25 protein-coding genes are annotated in these 24,146 nt (G+C 62.9%); 23 read left to right on the top strand and 2 right to left on the bottom strand.

Annotated elements, in window-relative coordinates:
- Positions 1-4 precede the first annotated feature (4 nt).
- The 15 genes from HMPREF9452_RS03750 (at position 5) to HMPREF9452_RS03680 (ending at position 10,253) form a co-directional block, all read left to right on the top strand.
- Positions 5-595 carry a hypothetical protein gene (locus tag HMPREF9452_RS03750; RefSeq protein ID WP_009140780.1) on the top strand — a complete coding sequence of 197 codons (591 nt, stop codon included), beginning with the start codon at positions 5-7 and terminating at the stop codon, positions 593-595.
- Positions 588-1,433 carry an ethanolamine utilization protein EutJ gene (gene eutJ / locus HMPREF9452_RS03745; protein ID WP_009140779.1) on the top strand — a complete coding sequence of 282 codons (846 nt, stop codon included), beginning with the start codon at positions 588-590 and terminating at the stop codon, positions 1,431-1,433. The genes HMPREF9452_RS03750 and eutJ overlap by 8 nt, the downstream gene beginning before the upstream one ends.
- Positions 1,434-1,739: a BMC domain-containing protein gene (locus HMPREF9452_RS03740; RefSeq protein WP_009140778.1), complete on the top strand. Its 306-nt coding sequence runs from the start codon at positions 1,434-1,436 to the stop codon at positions 1,737-1,739.
- Positions 1,726-1,995 (top strand): EutN/CcmL family microcompartment protein, encoded by a 270-nt coding sequence (locus HMPREF9452_RS03735; RefSeq protein ID WP_009140777.1) that lies wholly within the window; start codon positions 1,726-1,728, stop codon positions 1,993-1,995. The genes HMPREF9452_RS03740 and HMPREF9452_RS03735 overlap by 14 nt, the downstream gene beginning before the upstream one ends.
- 14 nt (positions 1,996-2,009) lie before the next feature.
- Positions 2,010-2,408, top strand: a complete 399-nt coding sequence (locus tag HMPREF9452_RS03730) for a hypothetical protein (protein WP_009140776.1) — start codon at positions 2,010-2,012, stop codon at positions 2,406-2,408.
- Positions 2,401-3,036 carry a phosphate propanoyltransferase gene (locus HMPREF9452_RS03725; RefSeq protein WP_009140775.1) on the top strand — a complete coding sequence of 212 codons (636 nt, stop codon included), beginning with the start codon at positions 2,401-2,403 and terminating at the stop codon, positions 3,034-3,036. Before HMPREF9452_RS03730 ends, HMPREF9452_RS03725 begins: the two co-directional genes overlap by 8 nt.
- Before the next feature lie 34 nt (positions 3,037-3,070).
- The gene (locus tag HMPREF9452_RS03720) at positions 3,071-3,358 is read left to right on the top strand and encodes a BMC domain-containing protein (protein ID WP_009140774.1); all 288 of its coding nucleotides are present in this window, start codon (positions 3,071-3,073) and stop codon (positions 3,356-3,358) included.
- 168 nt (positions 3,359-3,526) lie between these two features.
- Positions 3,527-3,811 (top strand): BMC domain-containing protein, encoded by a 285-nt coding sequence (locus tag HMPREF9452_RS03715; protein WP_040362354.1) that lies wholly within the window; start codon positions 3,527-3,529, stop codon positions 3,809-3,811.
- Between the two features lie 47 nt (positions 3,812-3,858).
- Positions 3,859-5,472 (top strand): acetaldehyde dehydrogenase (acetylating), encoded by a 1,614-nt coding sequence (locus HMPREF9452_RS03710; RefSeq protein ID WP_009140772.1) that lies wholly within the window; start codon positions 3,859-3,861, stop codon positions 5,470-5,472.
- Positions 5,473-5,526: 54 nt separating this feature from the next.
- On the top strand, positions 5,527-5,793 hold the full coding sequence (locus HMPREF9452_RS03705; RefSeq protein ID WP_009140771.1) for a BMC domain-containing protein: 267 nt from the start codon (positions 5,527-5,529) through the stop codon (positions 5,791-5,793).
- A gap of 2 nt (positions 5,794-5,795) precedes the next feature.
- Positions 5,796-6,608, top strand: coding sequence for a tetratricopeptide repeat protein (locus HMPREF9452_RS03700; protein ID WP_009140770.1), 813 nt, complete (start codon positions 5,796-5,798; stop codon positions 6,606-6,608).
- Positions 6,609-6,620: 12 nt separating this feature from the next.
- Positions 6,621-7,553 (top strand): DUF4037 domain-containing protein, encoded by a 933-nt coding sequence (locus tag HMPREF9452_RS03695; protein ID WP_009140769.1) that lies wholly within the window; start codon positions 6,621-6,623, stop codon positions 7,551-7,553.
- 19 nt (positions 7,554-7,572) lie between these two features.
- Positions 7,573-8,259, top strand: a complete 687-nt coding sequence (locus HMPREF9452_RS11240) for a DUF4125 family protein (RefSeq protein ID WP_009140768.1) — start codon at positions 7,573-7,575, stop codon at positions 8,257-8,259.
- 2 nt (positions 8,260-8,261) lie between these two features.
- On the top strand, positions 8,262-9,122 hold the full coding sequence (locus tag HMPREF9452_RS03685; protein ID WP_009140767.1) for a MerR family transcriptional regulator: 861 nt from the start codon (positions 8,262-8,264) through the stop codon (positions 9,120-9,122).
- Positions 9,123-9,152: 30 nt separating this feature from the next.
- Positions 9,153-10,253 (top strand): 1-propanol dehydrogenase PduQ, encoded by a 1,101-nt coding sequence (locus HMPREF9452_RS03680; protein ID WP_009140766.1) that lies wholly within the window; start codon positions 9,153-9,155, stop codon positions 10,251-10,253.
- A 624-nt stretch (positions 10,254-10,877) separates the two neighbouring features.
- Here HMPREF9452_RS03680 and HMPREF9452_RS03675 read toward each other — a convergent pair.
- Positions 10,878-11,678: a DeoR/GlpR family DNA-binding transcription regulator gene (locus HMPREF9452_RS03675; protein ID WP_009140765.1), complete on the bottom strand. Its 801-nt coding sequence runs from the start codon at positions 11,676-11,678 to the stop codon at positions 10,878-10,880.
- 391 nt (positions 11,679-12,069) lie between these two features.
- On the opposite strand from HMPREF9452_RS03675, the gene HMPREF9452_RS03670 reads away from it, so the two are divergent.
- The 6 genes from HMPREF9452_RS03670 to HMPREF9452_RS03650 all read left to right on the top strand — a co-directional run bounded on the left by HMPREF9452_RS03670 (position 12,070) and on the right by HMPREF9452_RS03650 (position 17,887).
- A complete protein-coding gene (locus HMPREF9452_RS03670) occupies positions 12,070-12,918 on the top strand; it encodes a class II fructose-bisphosphate aldolase (protein WP_009140764.1) in 849 nt (282 codons plus the stop codon).
- 216 nt (positions 12,919-13,134) lie between these two features.
- Complete coding sequence (locus HMPREF9452_RS03665; RefSeq protein ID WP_009140763.1) at positions 13,135-14,289, top strand: aminotransferase; 1,155 nt, start codon at positions 13,135-13,137, stop codon at positions 14,287-14,289.
- 199 nt (positions 14,290-14,488) lie between these two features.
- Positions 14,489-14,614 carry a hypothetical protein gene (locus HMPREF9452_RS12260; protein WP_009140762.1) on the top strand — a complete coding sequence of 42 codons (126 nt, stop codon included), beginning with the start codon at positions 14,489-14,491 and terminating at the stop codon, positions 14,612-14,614.
- Positions 14,615-15,040: 426 nt separating this feature from the next.
- Positions 15,041-16,264 carry a DMT family transporter gene (locus HMPREF9452_RS03660; protein WP_009140761.1) on the top strand — a complete coding sequence of 408 codons (1,224 nt, stop codon included), beginning with the start codon at positions 15,041-15,043 and terminating at the stop codon, positions 16,262-16,264.
- Positions 16,265-16,409: 145 nt separating this feature from the next.
- Complete coding sequence (locus HMPREF9452_RS03655) at positions 16,410-17,216, top strand: 4Fe-4S binding protein (protein ID WP_009140760.1); 807 nt, start codon at positions 16,410-16,412, stop codon at positions 17,214-17,216.
- A gap of 50 nt (positions 17,217-17,266) precedes the next feature.
- Entirely contained in the window at positions 17,267-17,887 is a 621-nt protein-coding gene (locus tag HMPREF9452_RS03650) for a flavodoxin family protein (RefSeq protein WP_009140759.1), read from the top strand.
- A gap of 457 nt (positions 17,888-18,344) precedes the next feature.
- Here HMPREF9452_RS03650 and HMPREF9452_RS03645 read toward each other — a convergent pair whose 3' ends face one another.
- Positions 18,345-19,421 (bottom strand): threonine aldolase family protein, encoded by a 1,077-nt coding sequence (locus HMPREF9452_RS03645; RefSeq protein WP_009140758.1) that lies wholly within the window; start codon positions 19,419-19,421, stop codon positions 18,345-18,347.
- 228 nt (positions 19,422-19,649) lie between these two features.
- Here HMPREF9452_RS03645 and hisS point away from each other — a divergent pair, with 228 nt between their 5' ends.
- Both hisS and HMPREF9452_RS03635 read left to right on the top strand, forming a co-directional pair.
- A complete protein-coding gene (hisS, locus tag HMPREF9452_RS03640) occupies positions 19,650-20,963 on the top strand; it encodes a histidine--tRNA ligase (RefSeq protein ID WP_009140757.1) in 1,314 nt (437 codons plus the stop codon).
- 316 nt (positions 20,964-21,279) lie between these two features.
- A complete protein-coding gene (locus HMPREF9452_RS03635) occupies positions 21,280-24,018 on the top strand; it encodes a phosphoenolpyruvate carboxylase (RefSeq protein WP_187116496.1) in 2,739 nt (912 codons plus the stop codon).
- The last annotated feature ends 128 nt before the right edge of the window (positions 24,019-24,146 follow it).

The raw sequence follows: 24,146 nt of genomic DNA, 5'->3' as shown, positions 1-24,146 counted from the left end.
AAGCATGCGCTACGTGACGGAGAGCGAGCTGCGCGATGAATACGCCGCCTGCCCGTTCGACACCTACCGTCTTGCGCCCGATACGCGCTTGACGCCGGGTGCTCGCCAGTTCCTGGTCGATTTCCGCATCACGTTCGATGCCGGAACGGCTCTGCCCCGTGCGGAGACGGGGGCGCCCAAGCCCGATGACCAGCGGCTGTGCGACTCCTTCCTCGACGACGTCCGCGTGCTCGGCGCAAAGCTCTGCTTGCTCGCGCGCCGCAGCTGCGGCATCAGCCGGGGGTTGTCTCGCGCCTGCTACGCCGCGGGAGCGGCTTGGAGGCAGGGGGACCCCGGCGGGGTCGTCTTGGATGCGGAGGACGACGAGCCGGCATGCGTGCCGACGCCGGCGTCCGACTTGCATCCGATCTACTTCGAGGCGGCGTTGCTCGACGCCGAGCTCGTCCGGACCATGCATTTCTGGACGAGCGCCAAGGCCGATTTGGCCGAGGAGACTCGAGACCGCATGGAAACCTGGGTCCACGAGGCCCGACGCGTCCGATACGAGATCGCCCGAGCGATCGCCAAGGCCCAGGAGGAGGTCGACCATGGTTGATTTGAAGGAAACCAATCGTCTGCTCGACGTCCTGATGGCCACGGTCGATTCTCCCGAGCCGGTCGCCGAGGGCGCGGAACTCTACTGCGGGCTCGACGTGGGCACCGCGTTCATCGTCCTTGTGGTGGTGGACGCTGCCGGGGAGCCCGTCGCCTGCGCTTACCAGTTCGCCGATGTCGTCCGCGACGGCATGGTGGTGGATTACATGGGCGCCTGCGACATCGCCCGTTCCCTTAAGGAGCAGCTCGAGGGCCGCCTTGGCTGCGAGCTTTTCCAGGCGGCCGTGGCGATCCCTCCGGGAACGGAGAACCTGGACGGCGGCGTGGTGAGAAACGTCGCCGAGAGCGCCGGGTTCGACGTGGTGGCGGTCTTTGACGAGCCCACCGCCGCAAACATGGTGATGGGAATCGAGAACGGCGCCGTGGTCGATATCGGCGGTGGCACCACCGGCATCTCCGTGCTTTGCGACGGGCGGGTGGTGCAGTGCGTGGACGAGTCCACGGGAGGAACCCATTTCTCGCTGGTGCTCGCCGGCGCGAAGGGCGTGGGTTTCGATGAGGCGGAGAGCTACAAGCGCGATTCCGCCAACCACGCCGAGGTGCTCAGGATCGTGCGTCCCACCGTGGATAAGGTCGCGAGCATCGTGGAGCGTTCCTGCAGGGGCTTTGAGGTGCCCGAGGTCATCTTGGTGGGCGGCACAGCAGAGCTCACCGGCATCGAGGACCGCATGGAGCACCAGCTTGGCATGCCCGTGGTGAAGCCGAGCCGACCCATGTTTGTTACGCCCTTGGGAATCGCCTGCGGTTGCAGGGCCAAGGTCCAAGGAGAGGGGCGCTAGATGATCGATATCCGCATCATCAAGGCTCCCTCCGCCGGGACGATGAACATCATCAGGTCCCGTAGCGGGGCGCGATGGGGAGAGGACTTCTCCCCGGCGGCGGTCGGTTTGGTCCAGGGCAAGCTGATCGACATGGTGGTCGCGAGCGACATCGCCGAGAAGACGGCGGGCGTGAGGGTCACCGACGTGCGGGGAAGCTGCCCGCAGAACATGGTTCTCCTGGCCATCGCCGGCGATACGGCGGAGGTCGTTGAATGTCTTGGCCGCATAGAGAGGGAAGGAGGCGAGGCCAATGGTTATCGGTAGGCTCATCGGTTCGATCTGGGCGACCAACAAGTACGAGGAGCTCGATGGCATGAAGCTCATGCGCGTCGAGGTTCTCACCGGCATCGACGCCGGCAAGCAAATCGTCTGCATCGACACCATCAGCGCCGGAATGGGCGAGCGCGTACTGGTGACCACGGGGTCGAGCGCCTACCAGTTCGTGAGGGAGAGGTTCCAAAAAAACGCTCCCGTCGACGCGGTCATTGTAGGAATCATCGACGAAGACGTGAGTCTATAGGAAAGGAGGAGGCAATGAAACGACTGATCAGCGCGAAAGACGTGGAAGACGCCGCCGCTAAGGGCGAGAGCCTGCTGGTCGACGACAACACCATCGTCACCGCACAGGCGCGCGATATCGCTCGCGAGCGCGGGGTTCTTCTCCAGTGCGCGCACGAGGTAGCGGCCGAGCCCGCGCCCGCCAAGGCGGCAGAGCCCGCACAGCCGTGCCGGGGCGCTATGAGCGAGCAGGCGGCGACGCCCGCACAAGCATGCGCCGCCGAGCATTTCGCATGCTGCGACCATCGAGAGCCGGCGCTGAGCGCCGAGGAGATGGAGAAGGTCATCCGCGCGGCCGTCGACCGCGGCATCTGGACCGAGCAAGAGCTCGCCTGCATGCTGAGCGGCGTGAAATCGGGGGCGTGCCATGGCTAGTTCCCTCGAAGACCTCACTGGTCTTTTGGCGTCTTTCCTGGGCGAGCGGTCGGAGCAGAGCTTGACCGCGACGGTCGGCGTCTCCGGGCGCCACGTGCACTTGAGCCAGGGCGACCTCGAGGTATTGTTCGGAGCGGGCTACGAGCTCACGCCGATCAAGAACCTCTCCCAGCCCGGTCAGTTCGCGTCGAAGGAGACCGTCACGCTGGTGGGTCCCAAGGGCGTTATCGAGCGCGTCCGCGTGCTCGGTCCCGTGCGCTCCCAGACCCAGGTGGAGATCCTTGCCGGAGATTCGTTCAAGCTCGGCGTGCCGGCTATGGTGCGCATGAGCGGAAAGCTCGAGGGCACCCCGGGAATCACCCTGGCGGGACCCAAGGGAACGGTCGCCATTCCCAGCGGCGTCATGGTCGCCGCGCGCCACATCCACATGTCGTTGGCGCAGGCGGCCTCGATGGGCCTTCGCGACGGGCAGATCGTCTCGATCGCCTTTGGCGGGGAACGCGGTGGCCGCTTGGATAACGTGGCTATCCGAGCGAACGATTCCAGTGAGCTCGACTGCCACATCGATACGGAAGAAGCGAACGCGCTGCGCATCTCAAACGGCTCGGTCGTTCGAATCATCAAGTAGGTAGTAGGAAACCTGCAACAAGAAGGAGATCAAGATGGCAAACATGACTCAGGCCCTCGGCATGATCGAGACCAAGGGGCTCGTAGGCGCGGTCGAGGCCGCTGACGCCATGGTCAAGGCGGCCAACGTCACCCTCGTCGGCAAGGAGCAGGTCGGCGGCGGCCTCGTCACCGTGTTCGTCCGCGGCGACGTGGGAGCAGTCAAGGCCGCTACCGACGCCGGCGCCGCCGCCGCTCAGCGCGTGGGCGAGCTCCTCTCCGTCCACGTCATCCCTCGCCCCGACGGCTCCGTCGAGACCATCCTGCCCGGCACCCAGGCCTAAAGGCTCGCCATGGCAGAGAAGAAGCCTGCGGCCGCCGGCGAGCAGGAGGCTCCGGTAGAGGCCCCCAAGAAGGCTCCCGCAGCGCACGCCGCAAAGGAACCCAAGCAAGAAGCACCCGCGACGGCTGAACCCAAGCAGCCCGAGCAGACCCCCAAGAAGGAGATCAAGATGGCAAACATGACTCAGGCCCTCGGCATGATCGAGACCAAGGGACTCGTAGGCGCGGTCGAGGCCGCTGACGCCATGGTCAAGGCGGCCAACGTCACCCTCGTCGGCAAGGAGCAGGTCGGCGGCGGCCTCGTCACCGTGTTCGTCCGCGGCGACGTGGGAGCAGTCAAGGCCGCTACCGACGCCGGCGCCGCCGCCGCGCAGCGCGTAGGCGAGCTCCTATCCGTCCACGTCATCCCTCGCCCCGACGGCTCCGTCGAGACCATCCTGCCCGCCGCCAAGTAAGAACGCTTTCATCGCCATCAGGCATCGCGTGATTGAAAGGAGGCACGATGCAGGAGTTTGATTTCGATCTTCAGAGCATCCAGGCCGCTCGCGAGCTGGCTCGCCGCGGCAAGGTTGCTGCTAACCAGATCGCGCATTACAGCGAGGAGCAGATTGACCGCATCCTGCGCAACATGGTCGAGGCTGCAGAGGCAAACGCCGAGGTCCTGGCCCAGATGGCCGTCGAGGAGACCGGTTTTGGCGTGGTGTGCGACAAGGTTTACAAGAACCACATGGCCTCGGGCCTGCTCTACGAGCAGATCCGCGACAAGAAGACCATCGGCATCATCGAGGTCGACGAGAAGAAGCAGACCATCGTCTTGGCCGAGCCCGTGGGCCTGCTGATGGGTATCGTCCCGTCCACCAACCCCACGTCCACGGTACTCTACAAGTCCATGATCGCCATCAAGGCGCGCAACTCCATCGTCTTCTCGCCCCATCCGGCGGCCGCCAAGTGCACCGCCATGGCGATCAAGATCATGAACGACGCCGCCGTCGAGGCGGGCGCTCCCGAGAACGTCATCCAGGGCATCTCGCTGTCCACCATGGCCGCCACCAACGAGCTCATGCACTCGCCCGAGGTCGCCATGATCATCGCGACCGGCGGTCCCGGCATGGTCAAGGCCGCCTATAGCTCCGGCAAGCCCGCTTTGGGCGTCGGCGCCGGCAACTCGCCCGCCTACATCGAGCGCACCGCCGACGTGCCCGCCGCCGTCCGCCGCATCATGGCCTCCAAGACCTTCGATAACGGCACCATCTGCGCCTCCGAGCAGAGCGTCATCTGCGAGACCTGCAACCGCGACGCCGTCGTCGCCGAGTTCACCCGCCAGGGAGCCTATTTCCTCAACGAAGAGGAGTGCCGCAAGGTCTGCACCCTGCTGTTCCGCAACGGCCACGCCATGAGCCCCAAGTTCGTGGGCCGTTCCGCCCAGGTCATCGCCGACGCCGCCGGCATCTCCGTTCCCGCCGGCACCCGCGTGCTCATCGGCGAGCAGCACGGCGTGGGCGACGCCTGGCCGCTGTCCTACGAGAAGCTCACCAGCGTGCTCGCCTTCTATACCGTCGATAACTGGGAGGAGGCCTGCGATCTGTCCATCGCCCTGCTCCAGAACGGCATCGGCCACACCATGAGCATCCATACGGAGAGCAAGGACATAGTCCGCAAGTTCTCCATCAAGCCCGCGTCCCGCATCCTCATCAACACGGGAGGCACCCAGGGCGGCACCGGCCTTTCCACCGGCCTGGACATCGCGCTCACGCTGGGCTGCGGCACCTGGGGCGGCAGCTCCATTTCCGAGAACGTCGGTCCCGAGCACCTGATCAACGTCAAGCGCGTCGCCAACGGCCTCATCGAGCCCGTCGAGCTGGTCGCCCATGACGAGCTCTTCGCTAAGTACCACCCCGAGCTCGCCAAGAAGCACGGCGCTTGCGCACCCGTATCCGCCGCTGCTCCCAGCGAGCCCAAGGGCGTGTCCGGCATCACCTATTCCGCCGGCTGCGGCTGCTGCGCCCCCAACGCGTCCGCTCCGGTATCTGACGGCGAGCGCAAGTCCGACGTCATCGACGCAGAAGAGCTAAAGCGCATGGTCGAAGAGCTCGTTAACGCATTCAAGGGCGTCTAACGCCGACATACAGCACCTACGCGCCTTCATGAGGCGCACTGAGGAGGAACAAAGATGAACGAGGCATTGGGAATGGTCGAGACCTACGGCGCCGTGGGCGTTGTCGAGGCTAGCGACGCTATGGTCAAGGCGGCCGACGTCCGCCTGGTGGGCAAGGTCAACGTTGGCGCCGGCATCGTTACCACGTTCGTTCGCGGCGACGTGGCCGCCGTCAAGGCAGCTACCGACGCCGGCGCCGCTGCGGCGCAGCGCGTGGGTGAGCTTCGCTCCGTTCACGTGATTCCGCGTCCCGCTTCCGAGATCGAGAAGATCCTGCCCTAGCGATGGCTGCGGGAGCTTTCGACCTCAAGGCGTTCTACGCCCGGGTCGACGGGCTCTATAGGGATGGCCGCGGCGACAAGGTCTACCGCTATCTAGCGGATTCGCTTGCCGCCGCGCGCCGCTCCGGCGATCCGCTGGCGATCGTCGCGGTCGCCAGCGAGCTGGGCGGCGTGGAGCGCGTGCGCGGGAACCTCCGCCAGGCGGAGGCCCTGTACGACGAGGCTCTGCTTGTCCACGGGCGCATGTCCTCACCGGATGCCGCCTCGAGCGCGAACCTGCTTATCAACAAGGGAGACGTGCTGGTGGCCCAGGGACGCTACGCTGCGGCGGTCGACCTGTTCGACCGTGCCGAGGCTTTGCTGGGAGACGGAATCAAGACCGCCTACCAGCGCTCGGCGATTTGCAACAACCGCAGCGCCGCCTACCGCGAGATGGGGGAGTACGCCCTTGCCCGCCGCGACTTGCGACGGGCCGTATCCCTGCTCGACTTGGTTGACGGGGCGCAGGACAAGCGCGCGGTCGCCCAGGTCTCCCTTGCCCAGACCTTGGTGAAGGAGGGGCGCCTGGATGAGGCCCGTCGAGAGATCGACGCGGCCCTGCGTGCATACGAGACCATCTCGCATGGGCGCGACATACATCGTCCCAACGCCTTTGCGTGCTCGGGCCAAATCGCCTACCTCATGGGCGATTATCGCCTTGCGGCGGATCATATGCACCGAGCCGCCGAATCGCTGCGGGACAAAGTGGGTGCTTCACCTATGGTGGAGCGTCTTCAAGAGGAATGCCGGCGCATGCAGCGCCTGGCCGATGCGTAAAGGAGGTCGCATATGAAGGGCATGGACCTGTCGCGTGCATATTGCGAGCGATATGCGGCCTCCCTTTTCGCGGGCAGCCTCGAGGGGCTTCGCCAACGCTGCGCCCTGGGCCTGGTGGGCCCCGGCTCGGAGTGCTTGGGATTCGATGACCAGATCTCGCGCGACCATGACTTTGGCCCCGGTTTCTGCATCTGGCTCGAGCCCGCCGACTTCGCCGCCTTTGGAGCGGAGCTTCAGCGCCGCTACGACGAGCTGCCCCGTGAGTTCATGGGGTATCGTCGCGTCTCGACCCCGTTGAGCGGCAAGCGTACCGGTGTGTTCGATGCGGACGAATTCCGTATGCGCTACACCGGCCTGGCATCCGCCCCGTCCTCGTCCAAAGAATGGCTTTTTATACCGCAGCAGCTGCTTGCCGAGTTCACCGCCGGCGAGATCTTTTCCGATCCCGCGGGGGTCATGGCCCGTCGCCGCGCCCCGTACCTGGCGTTCTATCCCCAAGCCGTTCTTCAAAAGAAGGTTGCAGCCGAACTCGCCGGCATGGCGCAGGCCGGTCAATACAATTTGCCACGCTGCGTTCGCCGCCACGACCTTGTTGCGGCGAACGCAGCGCGTGCAGAATTTATCACGTCGCTTATGGTTGTAATGCACCTTATTAGTGGGGTATACATGCCATTCTACAAGTGGTCGTTCCGTTCCTTGAAGGAGCGCGCCGCCGCGCCCGCCGCACTGGTCGACAGCATCGGCTATCTCGCGTCCGCCCCTGTCGATTCGATGCCGCAAGAGCTTGTCGAGTCCTTGTGCTCGCTGGTCGCGCAGGTGGTCCGCCGTCTTGGTTGGGCGCAGACGGACGACGACTTCTTGTTGACGGTCGCAATGGAGATCTGCCGCGGGATCCCGGATGCCTACCTGGCGTCGCTTCCCGTCGACGCGGGCTCCTATCGGTAGGATTAAGGAGGGTTGGGAGATGAGGTTTGGCGATGGCTTGTGCCCGTGCGCCGAGCGATTTGTCATCGAGGCGTATTTCGACGTGCCGTCCGTGCGCGAGCTGCTCGCTCGCTGCGGTGCATGCGCGTCCGATATGGCGGCGATCAAAGAGGTTGTCGCTCTCGAGTGGGCGTTCTTCGATAGGGTCGAGGGTCTTGAAGGGCGCGCGGCCTGCCAGGATGACGCCCGGTCGTTCTTCATATACCGCCTCGCCCAGTACCTGGCGTTTTCCTTTGCGTTTGTCCATCTGGTCCTCGACGATCTCAAGGGTTTGGACGCCGCCGGCAGGAATCCGGTTGCCGAGAAGTACGCGCGCATGATGGCCGTGACCGACCCCGAGCGCTTCCGTGCGGACTGGTCCCACGTGCTTCCCGCCGTATCGCCGGTTAGGGCATGCGCGTTGCACGAGGTCGAGCGTGCCCTTGCCGCTTTTGCCCGCAAAGCGGCAGAGACCTCTCCCAAGGCCGCAGCGCACGCCCGCGCCGAGACTTCGCTGCCGCAGCGCGTGTCCGCGGTGGACTACATGCTCGCCGAGGTGGCGCCGTATTCGCTGCGCACCGTCTGGTTCCTGCGCGACGCGTTGGACGATATGGCGAGATCAGATGTTAATCCCATTCTCGATGCGTACGCCTATGCTTGCGCCATCGACCGCTTGCCGGGGGTGTAGATATGAGTTGCACGCACAACAGCGCGGAGGCCTCCTGCCATGACGACCTGTATCGCATCGGCGAGGTGAGCCAGATCGGCGGGCTGTCCCAGCGCGCGCTGAGGCACTACGACGATATGAAGCTCATCGAGCCGGATGTGATTGGCGAGAACAGCTATCGCTACTATTCGCGCCGCACCATGCTCAAGATACCGGTGATCAACTACCTCAAGAAGATGGGGTTGTCGCTGGAAGAGATCGCCGACGTCTTCGACTGCACGGATTTCAGCCATATCCGGCGCAGTTTCCGCGAGCAGCGGGCTGAGTGCGCCCGCGCGGTCCGCGAGCTCAACGAGCGTCTGGAGATCATCGACGACTGGAACGAGCTGGTCGAAGAGGCGAGCTTTGTGCTCAACTCCTGTCCGCTGGCGGTTAACACCAAGTTTCTGTCTTGCGAAGAGCTTCTGCGCATGCCGTATCGCTTCACGGGCGATTACGCCGAAGCGACCATCAACCTCGAGTTCACCGCGTTTGTCGACAAGGTCGAGAACGTCATCTCCGGTCCGGTGATCATGAAGCGAGAGTTCGGCGACGCCGAGCCGGAGACCTTCACTGCGCCGTGCGACGCCGCGATCCTCCAAAAGGCGCTGCGGCCCATCGATCCCAAGTACGCCTACGTTCGCCCGCGCGGGCTCTACCTCTCCACCTACCACTCCGGCGCCTTCGAGAACATCGATGTGGCGTACCGGCGCCTCTTTGCGTTCGCCAAGCAGAACGGACACCAAGTGTGCGGCTGCTCCTACGAGCGCTTTGTTACCGATTACTGGACCACCTACGATTCCGACCTGTTTGTTACCGAGATCCTCGTCCCCATCAAGGGCTAGGTTCCGCGCGACGTTGAAAGGACGAGTGCGATGAACGATTTCAAGCTGAAGACCGAGCTGTTCTTTGGGTCCCGTGCCCTCGAGCGCCTTGAGCAGATGCCCTATCGCGACATCTTCATCATCACCGACGGCTTTTTGGAGTCATCCGGCATGGTCGCCAAGATGGCCCAGCACCTGCCGGCGGGCGCGCGCTACCAGACCTATTCCAACGTCAAGCCCGATCCCAGCCAGGAGCTGGTGGACGAGGGCGTCGCGGCGGTCGAGGCGGCTCGTCCCGACATGGTGATCGCGTTTGGCGGCGGCTCCTGCATCGATGCCGCCAAGGCGGTTCTGTACACCTGCTGCGGCCGCGGTATGGCCAAGCCCTATTTCCTGGCCATTCCCACAACGGCCGGCACCGGCTCCGAGGTCACCAACTTCGCGGTCATCACGCGCGGCGAGAACAAGGTTGTTTTGATCGACGACCTGCTCGCTCCCGACGGCGCCCTGCTTGAGGCCGACTTTACCCGCAGCGTCCCGGCGCGCATCACCGCCGACACGGGCATGGACGTGCTGACCCACGCCATCGAGGCCTACGTTTCGCAGGACGCCACCGCGTTCACCGACGCAATGGCGGTCAAGGCCGTTCGCACCGTGCTTTCCGACCTGCCTGCGGTCTATCGCGACGGCATGTCCATGCGTAGCCGCGCCCGCATGATCGAGGCTTCTTGCATCGCCGGCGTGGCGTTCACCAATGCAGGTCTGGGCATCAACCACTCCCTGGCGCACGCCCTGGGCGGTCGCTTCCACGTTGCCCATGGTCGCCTCAACGCGGTGCTGCTGCCCTACGTGATGGCGTTTCACATGGCGGAGCAGAAGTATCGCGGGCCCTACGAGCGCCTTGCCGGCGAGCTGGGCATGGCGGGTGCCGACGAGCTGCTTCGCGCCGTTTTGGACCTGCGCCAGACGTTGGACATCGAGCACTCTCTCTCCGGTATCGAGCGCATCGACGCCCTGGAGTTCGAGCGGGCTATCAGCGACATGGCGGAGGCGGCGATGCACGACCGCTGCACGCTTCCCAACGTGCGCCCCGTTTCCAAGCAGGACCTGGTGAACCTCTATCGCGACGCCTTCCGTGGGCTCAGCTTCTAGATCTCCTTCTTTGCCGCGCGCTAGAGAAGCCCCTATGCCATCTGGGCTATTCCCGCGCGCGGCGTCTCGCATATCCCTGGCAGCGCCCGCATCACTGCGTTAACCGTGCCTCCACGCGGTCGCGCGTGCGCCTGCATCCTCTCTCTTACCGCCGTTGGCTTTGCAGCCAGCGGCGGTTTGCGTTTGATGGGCGTCTTTTGATGGGTGGCTATCGGAGCATGCGGGATTGCGCGCGATCAGCATGGAGCCGTGAGTGCCAAATAGTCGCTTGCTGCGGAATTCTGGCTGGACCAAAAATGCAGTTAGTGCGGGACTTGGACCAAATAATCACTTAGTGCGGTAAATATCGTGACAAATAATGCGTTAGTGCGGTACGGACGAGATATAGTGCGGGTACCTTGTGAATATAGGATTCTTATTTTATAAGGTAAATGAATTGGACGAGATTAACTTATGCATAAAGCAACTTGGTCAGAGCGCTTCTAGCCCGCACTAACGCATTATTTGACCAAACTTCCGCACCAAGGCACTTTTTGACACACTCGCCTCGCCGCAGCAGGGGACGCGCCGGGCCCACAGCTGGGAATGCGGCGAGGAACGCGGCGCGGCAGACCTGCTCCAGGCCTACGCCAGCAGCAATCGCGGCGTTCGGGCGCCCTCGGGTAGCTCAGCGATGGCGGCGGCGACCACCCCGTCAGGGTCCTCGTCCATAACAATGGCCTCGACGTCTTCGATGCCCGCAAAGCGCATAAGGCCGTCCGCGGACGTCTTGCTGGCGTCCATCAGCGCGCAGACGGATGATGCGGCGCCAATAAACGCCTGCTTGAGTTGAGCCATCTGCGGGTAGTCTGTCATGAACCCGCGGTTGGGCACAAAGGCGCCGGGGCAGAGCACCGCCAGGTTGGCATGAAGCACCTCGAGCGAGCGCAGCGCCAACATGCCGTGCAGGTAGCGGTGGCCCTTGCGCAGCGCGCCTCCAAGTAAGATCACGTCGACGGTGGGCATGCTCTCGTCGATGAAGTCCGCGATGGTGATGTCCGCTGTGATGACGGTGACGCCGGAGCGCATGTCGAGCATGCGGACAAATTCCAGCGCGGTGGTTCCGGAGTCCACCAGCACCGTGTCCCCATCGCGGACCAACTCGATCGCGCGGCGGGCGATGGCTTGCTTGGCCTCGGCGTTGACGTTGATGCGACGGTCCTGTACGGAGACCGTGAGCGCCTTATGCAGCGAGACCGCCCCGCCGTGCGTGCGGCGAAGCTTGCCGTCGGACTCCAGCGCGTCCAGGTCCGCGCGGACGGTCACCACGGAGACGCCAAAAGTGCGAGCCAGCTCGGTTACCTGCACGGATGCGCTGTGGTCGAGCATGGACATGATTGCCGCGCGCCGTTCTTCGGCAAACGAGTGCGAATTGGTGGTTGCCATGGCGAGTCTCCTTTTGCAAGCGGATGCTTCTCTTCTAATGATTGCGCTGCCGGCTCTTTGGATGGGTTCCTCTGAAAGTGTAGCGCCTTTATGGAGATTCTAGTTTTCATTTCTTTCTATTTAAGAAAGAAAACGCCTTTGTATCACTTTCTTTTATAGCGATTAGAAGATGTGGACGAGGAAATTTCAAGCGCCGCGTCGCGATAGGGTGGAGCGCGGGCTTTCGTTCCCTTTTCTTGCCATATGCGCGCCGGCAGCGTTGCCTGCGTGTCGCTCGCCTACCTATCTGCGCGGATTCCGTACAATATCAAACAAGGAGCGCCGGTCTATAGGGGGTCGGCGATGTAGGTGCCCGCAAAACCCAGCGGAGCACAGGAGGGAGCGCACGCTCATGCTCGTTACCACCAAGGAGATGCTGCTCGACGCGCAGAAGAACCACTACGCCGTCGGCGCCTTCAACGTCGAGAACCTCGAGTTCGTCATGGCTGTCCTGGCCGCTGCCGAGGAGACCAAGTCCCCCGTCATCATGCAGACCACCTCTGGCACCATCAAGAAGACCGGTCTGGATTACTTCTACGGCATGGTCAAGGCCGCTGCCGAGCGCGCCTCCGTGCCTGTGGCCCTGCACCTGGACCACGGCGACGGCTATGATCGCTGCATGAAGGCCCTGCGTACCGGCTACACCTCCGTCATGATCGACGGTTCCCACGAGACCTTCGAGGACAACATCGCCCTCACCAAGCTGGTCGCCGACGCCGGCGCCGCTATGGGTATCCCCGTCGAGGCCGAGCTCGGCAAGGTCGGCGGCAAGGAGGACGACGTCGAGGTCGAGGGCGAGTCCCCCTACACCGATCCCGTTGAGGCCAAGGAGTTCGTCGAGCGTACCGGCTGCACCAGCCTCGCCATCGGCGTTGGCACCGCTCACGGCGTGTACACCGAGGAGCCCCACATCGACCAGGACGTTGTGAAAGCCATCCGCGCCGCCGTCGACGTGCCGCTGGTCCTGCACGGCACCTCCGGAGTGCCCGATGAGCAGGTTGCCGAGGCTGTCAAGAACGGCATCTGCAAGGTCAACTACGCTACCGAGCTGCGTCAGGCCTACACCAAGGGCTACATGGCGTATATGGCCGAGAATCCCAACAACTTCGATCCCAAGAACCCGGGCAAGGCCGGTGCCGAGGAGATCACCAAGATCGTCAAGATCCGCATGGAGAACCTGGGTTCCGTGGGCCGCGCCTAATCGCGCAGACCGAATAAGTGAATAGAAGGCGCCCGTCTGGCAATTGTCAGGCGGGCGCTTTTTACTTCTAAGTAGATCTAAGTAACTCTAAGTAACTTGCCGCCATAGCGCGAAGCTTGATGCTCGCCGCTGGTCGAGTCGATGCGCTCAAGCGCCTTCAAGTTTGGTAGGGTCTAGGCGGGTACAGGCTGGCTGCGGTTATAAAGGCTAGCGTCTATGAACATCAAGCCCATTGAGGTCGAGGAGTGGCTCAACGAGCTGGAGACGTCCGCTACGCTGGATATCGCCCAATCCACCATCGCCTCGCTGACGACGGATGAAATACTTGCGCTTGCGGACGATGAGCAGGGTGGCCCCGGCATGGGTGCTCGCGCCTTCTATGATGAACTGGGTTCAAAGAAGCAAAACTACGGTTGGATAGAGGGTTCGCCGGATTTCAAGCAAGAGGTGGCCGCACTTTACCAGGGTGTGGACGGGCGCGGCATCGATCCCCATAACGTGTTGCAGATGAACGGAGCCACGGGCGCCAACCTGGCCGTGCTCTACACGCTAGTGAACCCCGGCGACCATGTGGTGGTAGAATACCCCACCTACCAGCCGCTTTACGAGATTCCGCGCACACTGGGGGCGAAGGTGGACCTGTGGCGTATCCATGAGGAGGATGGCTGGCAGCCGCGCATCGAAGAGTTGGAGCGCCTGGTTACCCCGGACACCAAGCTGATCTGCATCAACAACGCCAGCAATCCCACGGGCACGGTCCTGTCGCGTGAGCAGCTGGAGGCAATCGCCCAGATAGTCCGCAGCGTTGGCGCCTATGTGCTTTCGGACGAGGTGTATCTGCCGCTCGAGGATAGAGACTCCTACTGCAGCATCGTCGACGTGTACGAGCGCGGTATAGCGACCAACAGCCTTTCCAAGACCTATTCCGTGCCGGGCATCCGCATTGGCTGGACCGTGTGCGACGCAGAGCTTGCCGATCGCCTGCGCACGTGCCGGGATTACAGCCTTATTTGCGCCGGGGTCTTCAACGACGCCATGGCCGTCCACGTCTTGCGTCATCGCGACCAGTTTTTGGCGCGTAACCGCGACATTATGCTCCGCAACCGCGCCATCGTGCAGGAATGGAACGCTGGCGAGCCGCGCGCGAGCTGGGTGCCGCCACGCGGCGTGTCCACGTCGTTTATCCGCCTGGATCTTTCCATGGACGATGAGACGTTTTGCAGAAAGCTGCTCGCGTCCCGTGGTGTGCTGCTGGTCCCCGGTAGTCGCTTCGAGCTGCCGTGCGGCGCTCGCTTGGGCTATTGCGCGCAAGAGGAGGCACTGCGCTGCTGTCTGGACGAGCTTTCCTGCGCGCTGCGCGAGCTAGATTAGCGCTCTGATTATCACGGGCTTTTGCTTAACCGCTTAAGGCGCTTCAGATAGGGCTAGCTGGGTGGGAGCCGGCCGGCTGGTCATGAGCTGTACGGTAGAAAATGAATGGCAGCCAAAATTGCTATTGCCAAGGTGTTATAGTATCGCCACCGGCGGAGTCCGCGTGCGGGCGGCGCTTCTCACGAGAGGAGCAAAGCCTATGGATACAATCCTGCAAGTCATTCGCGCCCTTGGGGCGCTTTCAAGCATCGCAAGGCTGCTCTTTGAGCTGTCCGAACGATGGAATCGACGTAAGCACATCGCGGAAGACGAAAGGCAAAAGTAAGGGCCCGGATAGCCGCCGAGCCCTTAAGAAAGAACACCTTGCGTCGCCCGCGCACTGTTAATCTAGAACGGGTTCCGCTGGTATTTATTTGATTCTACCCCTTAATGGTTATATTGTGCCACTTCATACAAAACGTTCACGTGCAATATATGCGAGCTTGTCGCAGGGCTATCTTGCCGGCTTTCACGTTTAAGCGTCTTTTGATTCGCGCTATCAGCTAGAAGGGCCGTCAGGATGAGAAAAGCTAGCTAAAAGATAATCAAACCCGCCGCTGACGCTTTAGCGTGGTGCGTTGAGCTGGGCATTAGGCGTATGGTACAGTTTTTTGAATGCCGGGGGGCCGGCGTTTCATGATGTTGCCGAGTGGCACCTGCGCATGCGCGCGAGTGCGGACACCACGCTCGGAGTGCGCGGGGGGAGCCGGATATGGCCGACGACATTCGCGGGCGTGTAGAAGACGACATTTGTTCGGTGCGCACTATCGAAGATGTGCGCGCGATGAAGAAGGCGCATAAGGGAGGGACCTGGAAGTACGCGTGCGCGTGCAGGTCCGGCGTGCGCTACGAGGGGGAAGGCGAGGCGTGGAGATCGTTGAAGACGATGATTGACGAGAAAAAGGATAGCGTGCAGCCGGGTAGCGCTGCTGCCGCCGCCATGGCGAAAGAGTCCGAGCGCGACCTGTTTGGCGACGGTGACGGCGTCGAGGTCGCACCCGAGGACCGTGGGCCGGGCGCCCTGCGCGGCGCGGGCGCGCGCTCGCCGCTGTTTTGGAAGATCATGCTGGTGTCCATGGCGCTTATCTGGGGATATTCGTTCCTCACCATGAAGACCGTGCTGGACACCATTCCCACTTTCACTCTTTTGGCATCGCGATTTCTTCCCAGCGCGGCCATCATGTTCGTTCTCTTCCATAAGAGGATTCGCGCTCACCTCAACTTTGAGTACGTGGGGCTGGGCTTTATGATGGGCTGCGTCATATGGTCGGCATACGGCGCCCAGACGCTGGGCCTGGTCGATACCACGCCGGGCAAGAACGCCTTTTTGACCGGTACGTACTGTATCCTCGTCCCCTTTATCGCGTTTATCCTGTTCCGTGAGCGCATCACAAAATGGCACGTCAGCTCAGCGGTCCTGTGCCTGGTGGGCGTTGGTTTTGTAGCTCTGGACAACTTCTCGATTCAAATGGGCGACCTGCTTACGTTGGTTGGCGCCGGGTTCTTTGCCTTGGATATGGCGGTTGTCGGGCACATCGGCCGCACGCGCGACGTGAGCGTGCTCACCAGCTGGATGTTCCTGTTTGTGGGCCTCTTCTCGCTGATCACCTCCTTTGTGGCGGAGCCCCGCGTTCCCGCCGAGGCCTGGACGCCCACGGTTGTGGGGCAGCTGGCGTTTCTGGCGGTCATGTGCACCACGGTGGGCCTGCTGCTGCAGAACCAGGCGCTCAGCCACGTGCCGCCCGCGACCGGTTCGCTGCTCCTTAGCCTTGAGAGCCCGTTTGGCGTGCTGTTCTCCGTTATCATGGCGGGCGAGGTCCTTACGGCGAAGCTGGTCTTGGGCTTTGTTCTCATCTTCTTGTCCATCGTGCTGTCAGAGACGCATTTCAGCTTTTTGGCCAAGCTGCTTCCCGACCGCAGGAAAGGACGCGTATAGCGAAGAGCGCGTGGGCGGCGTTTTAGGGCGGCGTTTGCAATGCAGCGCAATCGCGGCGGCGCGGTTTCCCATGATGCGAGCGAAAGAAGTACTATTGAAGAGCTCTGGTTGTCCGGGGCTCTTTTCTTTATCTAAGGAGGAGAACATGCAGATAACGCGCGTACATGCTTTGGTATTCACCGGCGCGGGGACAACCATGACGGTGGCCCGCCGCTTTTGCGATTCTTTTGCCGGGGAATGCGGACGGCAGGGGATGCAGGTTGAGGTCGCGGTGGACGATATCACGCCGGCGTCGTCCGCCGTGCCGTCCATCGGCGATGACGAGTTGGCGGTTGTCGCGGTGCCTTCGTACGGCGGTCGCATCCCTCTACCCGTGGCGGCGCGACTGAGCAAGGTCGAGCACGTAGACGCTCCCGCCGTCATGTTGGTAACGTACGGCAACCGTGCGGTGGACGATACGTTTATCGAGCTGGCGGACATGCTCGAGTCCAAGGGGATGGCACCCGTGGGCGCCGCCGCCGTGGTCGCGCACCATTCGCTTATGACCAACGTCGCGCAGGGTAGGCCCGATCAAGATGACCTCTCCGTGGTGGACGAGCTCGCGCGCCAAGCCTCGTCCAAACTTGCTCATGCCGCATGCGCGAGGGATGCTCGGTTAGGGAGCGTGCCGGGTGGCCGTCCTTATAGGGAGTTTGGCGGTGTTCCGTTCAAGCCGCAGGTAGACGAGGAGCTCTGCGTGCGTTGCGGGGCCTGCGTGGTCCAGTGCCCGGTTTGCGCGATCGACGCGGAGGATCCCGCCAAGACCGATGCGGATACGTGCATATCCTGCATGCGCTGCATCGACGTGTGTCCGCGCGGGGCGCGTGAGATTGGCGGCGGCCTGGCGCTGGGCGCCGCGCGCAAGGCGTTTGCGGTCAAGTGCGCAAAACGGCAAAAGTCTTACTTGCTGTAGCGCTTGCTGCTACAGAGCAAAGAGTATGCAAGAAGATTTGGGAGGCAACCATGAAGGCATTGCTTATTAACGGAAGCCCGCATAGGCAGGGGTGCACCAACCTGGCGCTGGAGTACGTGGCGAAGGGCCTTGCCGAGGGTGGCGTCGACGCGCAGATAGTGTGGTTGGGCTCAAAGCCTCTGGCGGGCTGCATGGCGTGCAACGCATGCCGTAAGACGGGACGCTGTGTCCACGATGACGTGGTGAACGAACTGATCCCGCTCGCTAACGAGGCAGACGGTATCGTGATCGGTTCGCCGGTCCACTACGCCGCCGCATCGGGTCAGGTGACATCGGCCATGCACCGTCTGTTCTATACGGGTGCGGTCGATTGGTCCGGCAAGGCGGGCGCCAGCGTTGTAAGCTGCCGCCGCGGCGGTGCCAGCGCGGCGTTCGACCAGCTCAACAAGTATTTCACCATTACGGGCATGCCCATTGTCTCGTCCTATTATTGGAACCAGATCCACGGCAATACGCCGGAAGAGGCGATGAGGGATGAGGAAGGTCTGGCTACCATGCAGCAGCTGGGCCTCAATATGGCGTGGCTGATTCGCTGCATCAAGGCGGGCCGGGATGCCGGCTTCGCCTATCCCGGTCGCGTACATAACGCCAAGACCAACTTTATTCGTTAGTACCTGTTTCCTGGCGTTTGATATCTGGTATGAAGGCCCCGTTTATAGCGTGGGGTGCATGCGGCGTGGTTGCGCCTCAGTGCATCCCGCGCTATTACGGGGCATTATTATGGCCTTGCGTGAGGCATAGGCGTGCTGTCCGTGCAAAAGTGAAGGAGAATTGCATCGATTTTAAAAAGTGCCGAGTAGCTGCCGCTAAACGCCAACAAAATCGCAGGTGAATAATTGCTACTTGCAATGTATATAAAGCGGGCAGCCATTTTCAATGCAATCATCCGCCACAACCTCGAAAATGTGTCGATTCGGGCGGGCGAAAGGCGCGCTCTGCAAGGTGAAAAAGGACCAAAGAGGCGATCTGCCCCCTTGGTCCAAGGAATGTCGCATGCTTTAAGGGCCCTCTAATGCCAAAAGGGTATTCGGGGCAACGGAAAGACAAACGGGCTCGGTCGAAAAGACGCTACAGCGTGCGTGCAAACTCGATGAGTTCCTCGCAGTCATCCATGCAAGTCGCCCAGCTGGTGACAAAGCGCACCACCACGCGATCGGCGCCGGTAGGATCTTCGGCAACCATGGTTTCGGCGCCGCAAGCCTCGGCGAAACGTGCAGCCTGCTCGCGCGTGGCCCAGACGAACTGCTGGTTGCCGGTGACGTCGAGGTAGAGCTCGAAGCCAGCGTTCTGCAAGCCGCTTGCGAGGGCGGCGGCGCAGGCGTTGGACTGGGCTGCGTAGCGCCAGTAAGGGGCGTCCATGGTGCCGCCGCCGGCGGGAGCGGTGAAGGCGGCCTGGTATTGCACGCCCATCAGGCGGCCCTTGGCGTTGAGAAGGCCGGCGCGCTTGGTGAGGTAGGGGATGCGGTCGATAGCGCGTTTCGCGCGGTCGCTACGCGGGTTTACCACCAGTGCCTCGCCAAACAGCATGCCCGCCTTGGTGCCGCCCAGGGTGAAGGCGTCGGCGCGTGCGGCAAGGTGCTCAAGGGTGAGATCGCAGCCCGGCGAGGTGAGGGCGCTAGCCATGCGGGCACCATCGACGTAGACGGCGAGATCATGGGACTGCGCCCAGTCGCACAGCGCGTCAAACTCCGCTTGGGTATATGCGTGGCCAAACTCGGTGGTGTTGGAGAAGTAGATCATGCCCGGGCGGGTGGTATGGCAGCCGCCGGACGTCATGTCGCGCCAGACGCGCTCGGCCTCCTGAGGGGTGAGGATGCCAAAGGGGTCGCGGGTGGCCAGCAGGCGGCGTCCGGTGCCTTCGATAGCGCCCGTCTCGTGGATGGTGGGGTGCGCGTCTGCAGCGAGAACGGGCCCCTCGAACTCGTCCGTAAGCGCGGAGATGGCAAGGATGTTTGCCGCGGTGCCGCCGGGGATGAACTTCACAAAGGCATCCGGCTGCCCGCAGATGGCGCGGATGAGGTCGGCTGCGGCGGCGCAGAATTCATCCTCGCCGTACCCTGGCGTCTGCTGGGCATTGGTGCGGACCAGCGCGTCGAGAATCTCCGGCGCGGCACCCTCGCTGTAATCGTTCCTGAACTGACGCATTGCTTCTCCCTTGTAAAACGGACCCGCTCGCAGAGACGTAGGCGCGAGTTAAATCTGGCGGCTTGCTATGGCTGCGGCGGGGTCGTGTAGTATTGGAGCGTATGATACCGCAGGCAGGGCAACGGGCCTTGGCAAGCACATATAATGGTGCAGTTGGAAATACTCGTCCGTTAACCATATCTTGGGCGAAGAAATAGTTGGCAGCAAGCTGCAAGGAAGGATGGTCGCATGCAGGCACAGAGGGCTGAGGGCACCAAGGACCTTATCGGGCGCGACATGCGCGCATGGCAGAAGATGCAGGACGTGGCGGCGGAGGTATTTGGCCCCTTTGGTTTCGAGGCCGTCGAGACTCCGGCGATCGAGCAGCTGGACGTCTTTGTCCACGGAATCGGCCAGTCCACCGACGTGGTCCGCAAGGAGATGTTCCGCGTCTTTTCCGGTGCCAACTTCGAGCGCGTGCTGCAGGAGGGCACCGACGCAAAGCTCAAGGCCAAGCAGCGCCTGGCTCTTCGTCCCGAGGGTACGGCCGGCGTGGTGCGCGCGGTGGTCGAGAACAACCTGGTGCCGCAGGGCGCCGCTCCCGTGAAGCTGTACTATGCCGAGGCGATGTTCCGCGGCGAGCGCCCGCAGAAGGGACGCCTGCGCCAGTTCCACCAGGTGGGCATCGAGTGGCTGGGCGCTCCGGACCCGGCGGCGGACGCCGAGTGCATCATCATGCTCATGCGCTTCTACGAGCGTCTGGGCTTCGACCTTTCTAAGCTGCGCCTGCTGATCAACTCCATGGGAGACCCCGCGTGCCGCCCCGCCTATCGCGATAAGGTGCGCCAGTTCATCCTGGACCATGCGGACGAGATGTGCGACGAGTGCCGCGAGCGCGCCGAGCTCAACCCTCTGCGCGCCTTTGATTGCAAAAACGAGCACTGTCACCAGGTCATGGCGGACGCCCCGCTCATGCCCGAGCACCTGTGCGACGAGTGCCGCGACCATTATGCCAAGGTCAAGCAGTACCTGGACGAGGCAGGCATCGCTTACGTCGAGGACCCCACGCTGGTGCGCGGCCTCGACTACTACACCCGCACCGTCTTCGAGGTCGAGGCCCCCGGCGCGGGCGTTGGCTCCATTGGCGGCGGCGGCCGATACGACGGCCTGGTCGAGCTGGAGGGCGGCAAGCCCACGCCGGGCGTCGGTTTCGCCGTGGGTTTCGAGCGCGCCATGCTCGCCCTGGAGGCGTTTGGCGGAGAGATGGCCGATGACGTCGAGCGCTGCGTCTACGTGGCTAACGCCGGTGCCGAGCTGCGCGGCGAGGTGTTCTCCCTTGCGAACCTGCTGCGCTCTGCCGGCATCCGTACCGAGTGCGATTACCAGGGCCGCTCGCTGAAGAGCCAGTTCAAGCAGGCAGATAAGGTTGGCGCCGCATATATGGTGGTCATTGGCGGGGATGAGCTCGCCTCCGGCAACGTTCGCCTGCGCGATATGGGCACGGGCGATGAGAAGCTGGTCGCCCGCACGGAGCTTGTGGACGAGCTTTTGGGCCGCCTGTAACTGCATCCCGATTCCGGCTGCGAGCCATGCGCCCGCGGCCGGTTCTTGTTTTTGCCTTCAACGGCTTGCGGCGAAAGCGGCATGCGGTTACTGTTTTTATCGGCCGCTTGCCGGACAAAGCGACTCGTCCGCCGATTTTAGAGAAACGTTAAAGATTGCTTTCGCTAACTAAAGCGTCGTCTCTGTAAACCAATGCGGGCATATAATCGTTTCGGCATTGTCCAACCTTTGTTTTGTTAGTCACGTTCCCAATGATGGAAGGGGAGGCACCGTGGCAGAACATCTAGAAACCCAGGCGCCCGTAAGGGTAAGTCGCATCGACATCGATGAGGCGCGCGCCGCCGTGGAAGCTTTGGGCGAGATCAATATCCCCGCCGAGCTCCGCGACCACCTGGCGCTGTTCGTACGCCTGGAGCGCAAGGTCCTGCGCGAGTATGACGAGGACATCTGCAACATCTTCGATAAGCTGCTTGCCAGCGTCATCGCCGCCAACGAGGGAAACCCCGGCGAGGAGGCGGCGGGCGACCCCACCAACGAGCAGGGCATCCCTACCACTCAGAGCGCTACCGCCGATGCGTTCCGCGACGCCATCGAGCTGATCGACTCGCTGTCTCTCGACCGCGCCCAGATCATCGTCCGCGCCTTCACCACGTTCTTCCATCTGGCGAACCTCTCTGAGGAAAACTACCGCGTCGAGACCCTGCGCAAGCGCGAGAGCCGCGTGTCCATCGATTCCGCGGTCGATCCGGTCAACGAGCTCACCGTTGCCTACCGCCAGATGATCGATGAGGTGGGCGAGGATAAGGCCAACGAGCTGTTGGCCCGCCTCGAGTTCCATCCCGTCTTCACGGCGCATCCCACCGAGGCCCGTCGCAAGGCGGTCGAGGGCAAGATCCGCCGCATCTCCCGTTTGCTGGCGGAGCGCCCGCGCCTGGGCGGCTCCGACCTTATGGAGAACGAGCGTCATCTTCTGCAGGAGATCGACGCGCTGCTTCGTACCTCGCCCGTGGCGCCCAAGAAGCCCACGCCGGTAGAGGAAGCCGACACGATCATCGACATCTTCGACAACACGCTGTTCGACACCATCCCCATGGTCTATCGTCGTTTCGATGACTGGATCTTGGGTGACAAGGCGGGCACGGTGCCGCCCGTTTGCCCCGCATTCTTCCATCCGGGTAGCTGGATTGGCACCGACCGCGACGGCAACCCCAACGTCACCGCCAAGGTGAGCCGTCAGGTTGCCGCCAAGTTCGCTACGCACATGGTGTCCACCCTTGCCAACAAGTGCCGTCGCGTGGGCCGCAACCTCACCCTCGAGGCCAAGTACACCAAGCCCACCGACGAGCTGCTCAACCTGTGGAACCATCAGGTGGAGATGAGCGAGGTCCTCACCGATCGCGCCATGACCATCTCCGCGTCAGAGCCCCATCGCGCCGTCATGCTGGTCATGGCCGCGCGCCTGGATGCCACCGTTGCCCGCAACGCGGACACCATGTACAACAGCGCCGAGGAGTTCTTGGGCGACCTGCGCGTGGTCCAGCGCTCTCTCGCCGCGTCCGGTGCGGTCCGCGCGGCATACGGGCCGGTGCAGACCATCATCTGGCAGACGGAGACCTTTGGCTTCCATATGGTCGAGACCGAGTTCCGCCAGCATTCCGTGGTTCACACCAGAGCCCTGGACGATATCCGCGAGCACGGAATCCATGGCGAGCTCGCCCCTATGACCCGCGAGGTGCTCGATACCTTCCGCGCGCTGGGCAGCATCCAGAAGCGCTTTGGCATCAAGGCCGCCCGCCGCTACATCATCTCGTTCACCAAGAGCGCGCAGAACGTCGCCGACGTCTACGAGCTGGCGCAGCTGGCATTCGCCCATCCGGAGGACGTGCCCGTGGTGGACGTTATTCCGCTGTTCGAGCAGCTTGAAGACCTTGAGAACTGCGTCGATGTTCTGGACGACATGCTCGCGATCCCCGCGGTCCAGCGCCGTCTGGAGCAGAGCGGCCGCCGCCTCGAGGTCATGCTGGGCTACTCCGACTCGTCCAAAGACGCCGGCCCCACCACGGCTACGCTGGCCCTGCATTCCGCGCAGGCCCGCATCGCCGCATGGGCGGAGCGCAATGACATCGACCTGGTGCTGATGCACGGCCGCGGCGGTGCCGTGGGTCGTGGTGGCGGTCCTGCCAACCGCGCCGTCCTGGCTCAGCCCGCGGGTTCGGTCAACTGCTTCTTCAAGCCAACCGAGCAGGGCGAGGTCATCTTCGCTCGCTACGGCAACCCGGCGCTGGCACAGCGCCACGTGGAGAGCGTCGCGGCGGCAACGCTGCTCAACTCCGCGCCGTCCGTTGAGCGCACCAACACCCAGACCACCGAGCGCTTCGCCGATATGGCGGCGCGTCTGAACGATGTGGCGCACAACACCTATCTGGATCTGCTGAACACCCCGGACTTCACTCCGTGGTTCTCCACCGTGACCCCGCTGACCGAGGTTGGCCTGCTGCCCATTGGTAGCCGTCCGGCCAAGCGCGGCCTGGGCGCTAAATCGCTGGATGACCTGCGCACCATTCCCTGGGTCTTCTCTTGGAGCCAGGCGCGCATCAACTTGGCCGCGTGGTACGGTCTGGGCAGTGCATGCGAGGCCCTGGGCGACCTGGAGCTGCTGCAGCAGGCATATGCCGAGTGGCCCCTTTTCAGCACGTTCATCGATAACATCGAGATGTCCATCGCAAAGACCGATTTCCGCATCGCCAAGATGTACCTGGCCCTAGGCGACCGCGACGACTTGGCGACCAAGGTGTTCGAGGAGATGCAGCTCACTCGCAAGTGGACGCTCGCCATCACCGGTAGCACCTGGCCGCTTGAGAAGCGCCGCGTGCTGGGTCGCGCCGTCCGCGTGCGCAATCCGTTTGTCGATGCCCTGTCGCTGGCGCAGGTCCGCGCTCTGCGCGAGGTCCGCATGAACCAGGACGAGCTGTCCGAGGAGGCTAAGGCCGAGTACATGAGCCTGATCCTCGCCACCGTGACCGGTGTCTCCGCAGGTCTCCAGAACACGGGGTAATACCCTCGTCCCTCGTCCGCATGTGGATCACGTGCGACTTGAACGTCAAATTGTACGCTTGCGCAATTGAGCCCGGGTGCCTTTGGAGGCGTCCGGGCTCTTTTTGTTTGCAATGCCGATGAACGATA

Source organism: Collinsella tanakaei YIT 12063 (assembly GCF_000225705.1).
Lineage (GTDB): Bacteria > Actinomycetota > Coriobacteriia > Coriobacteriales > Coriobacteriaceae > Collinsella > Collinsella tanakaei.
The sequence above is the reverse complement of the archived record's forward strand: the minus strand, read 5'-3'. Positions and strand labels throughout refer to the sequence as shown.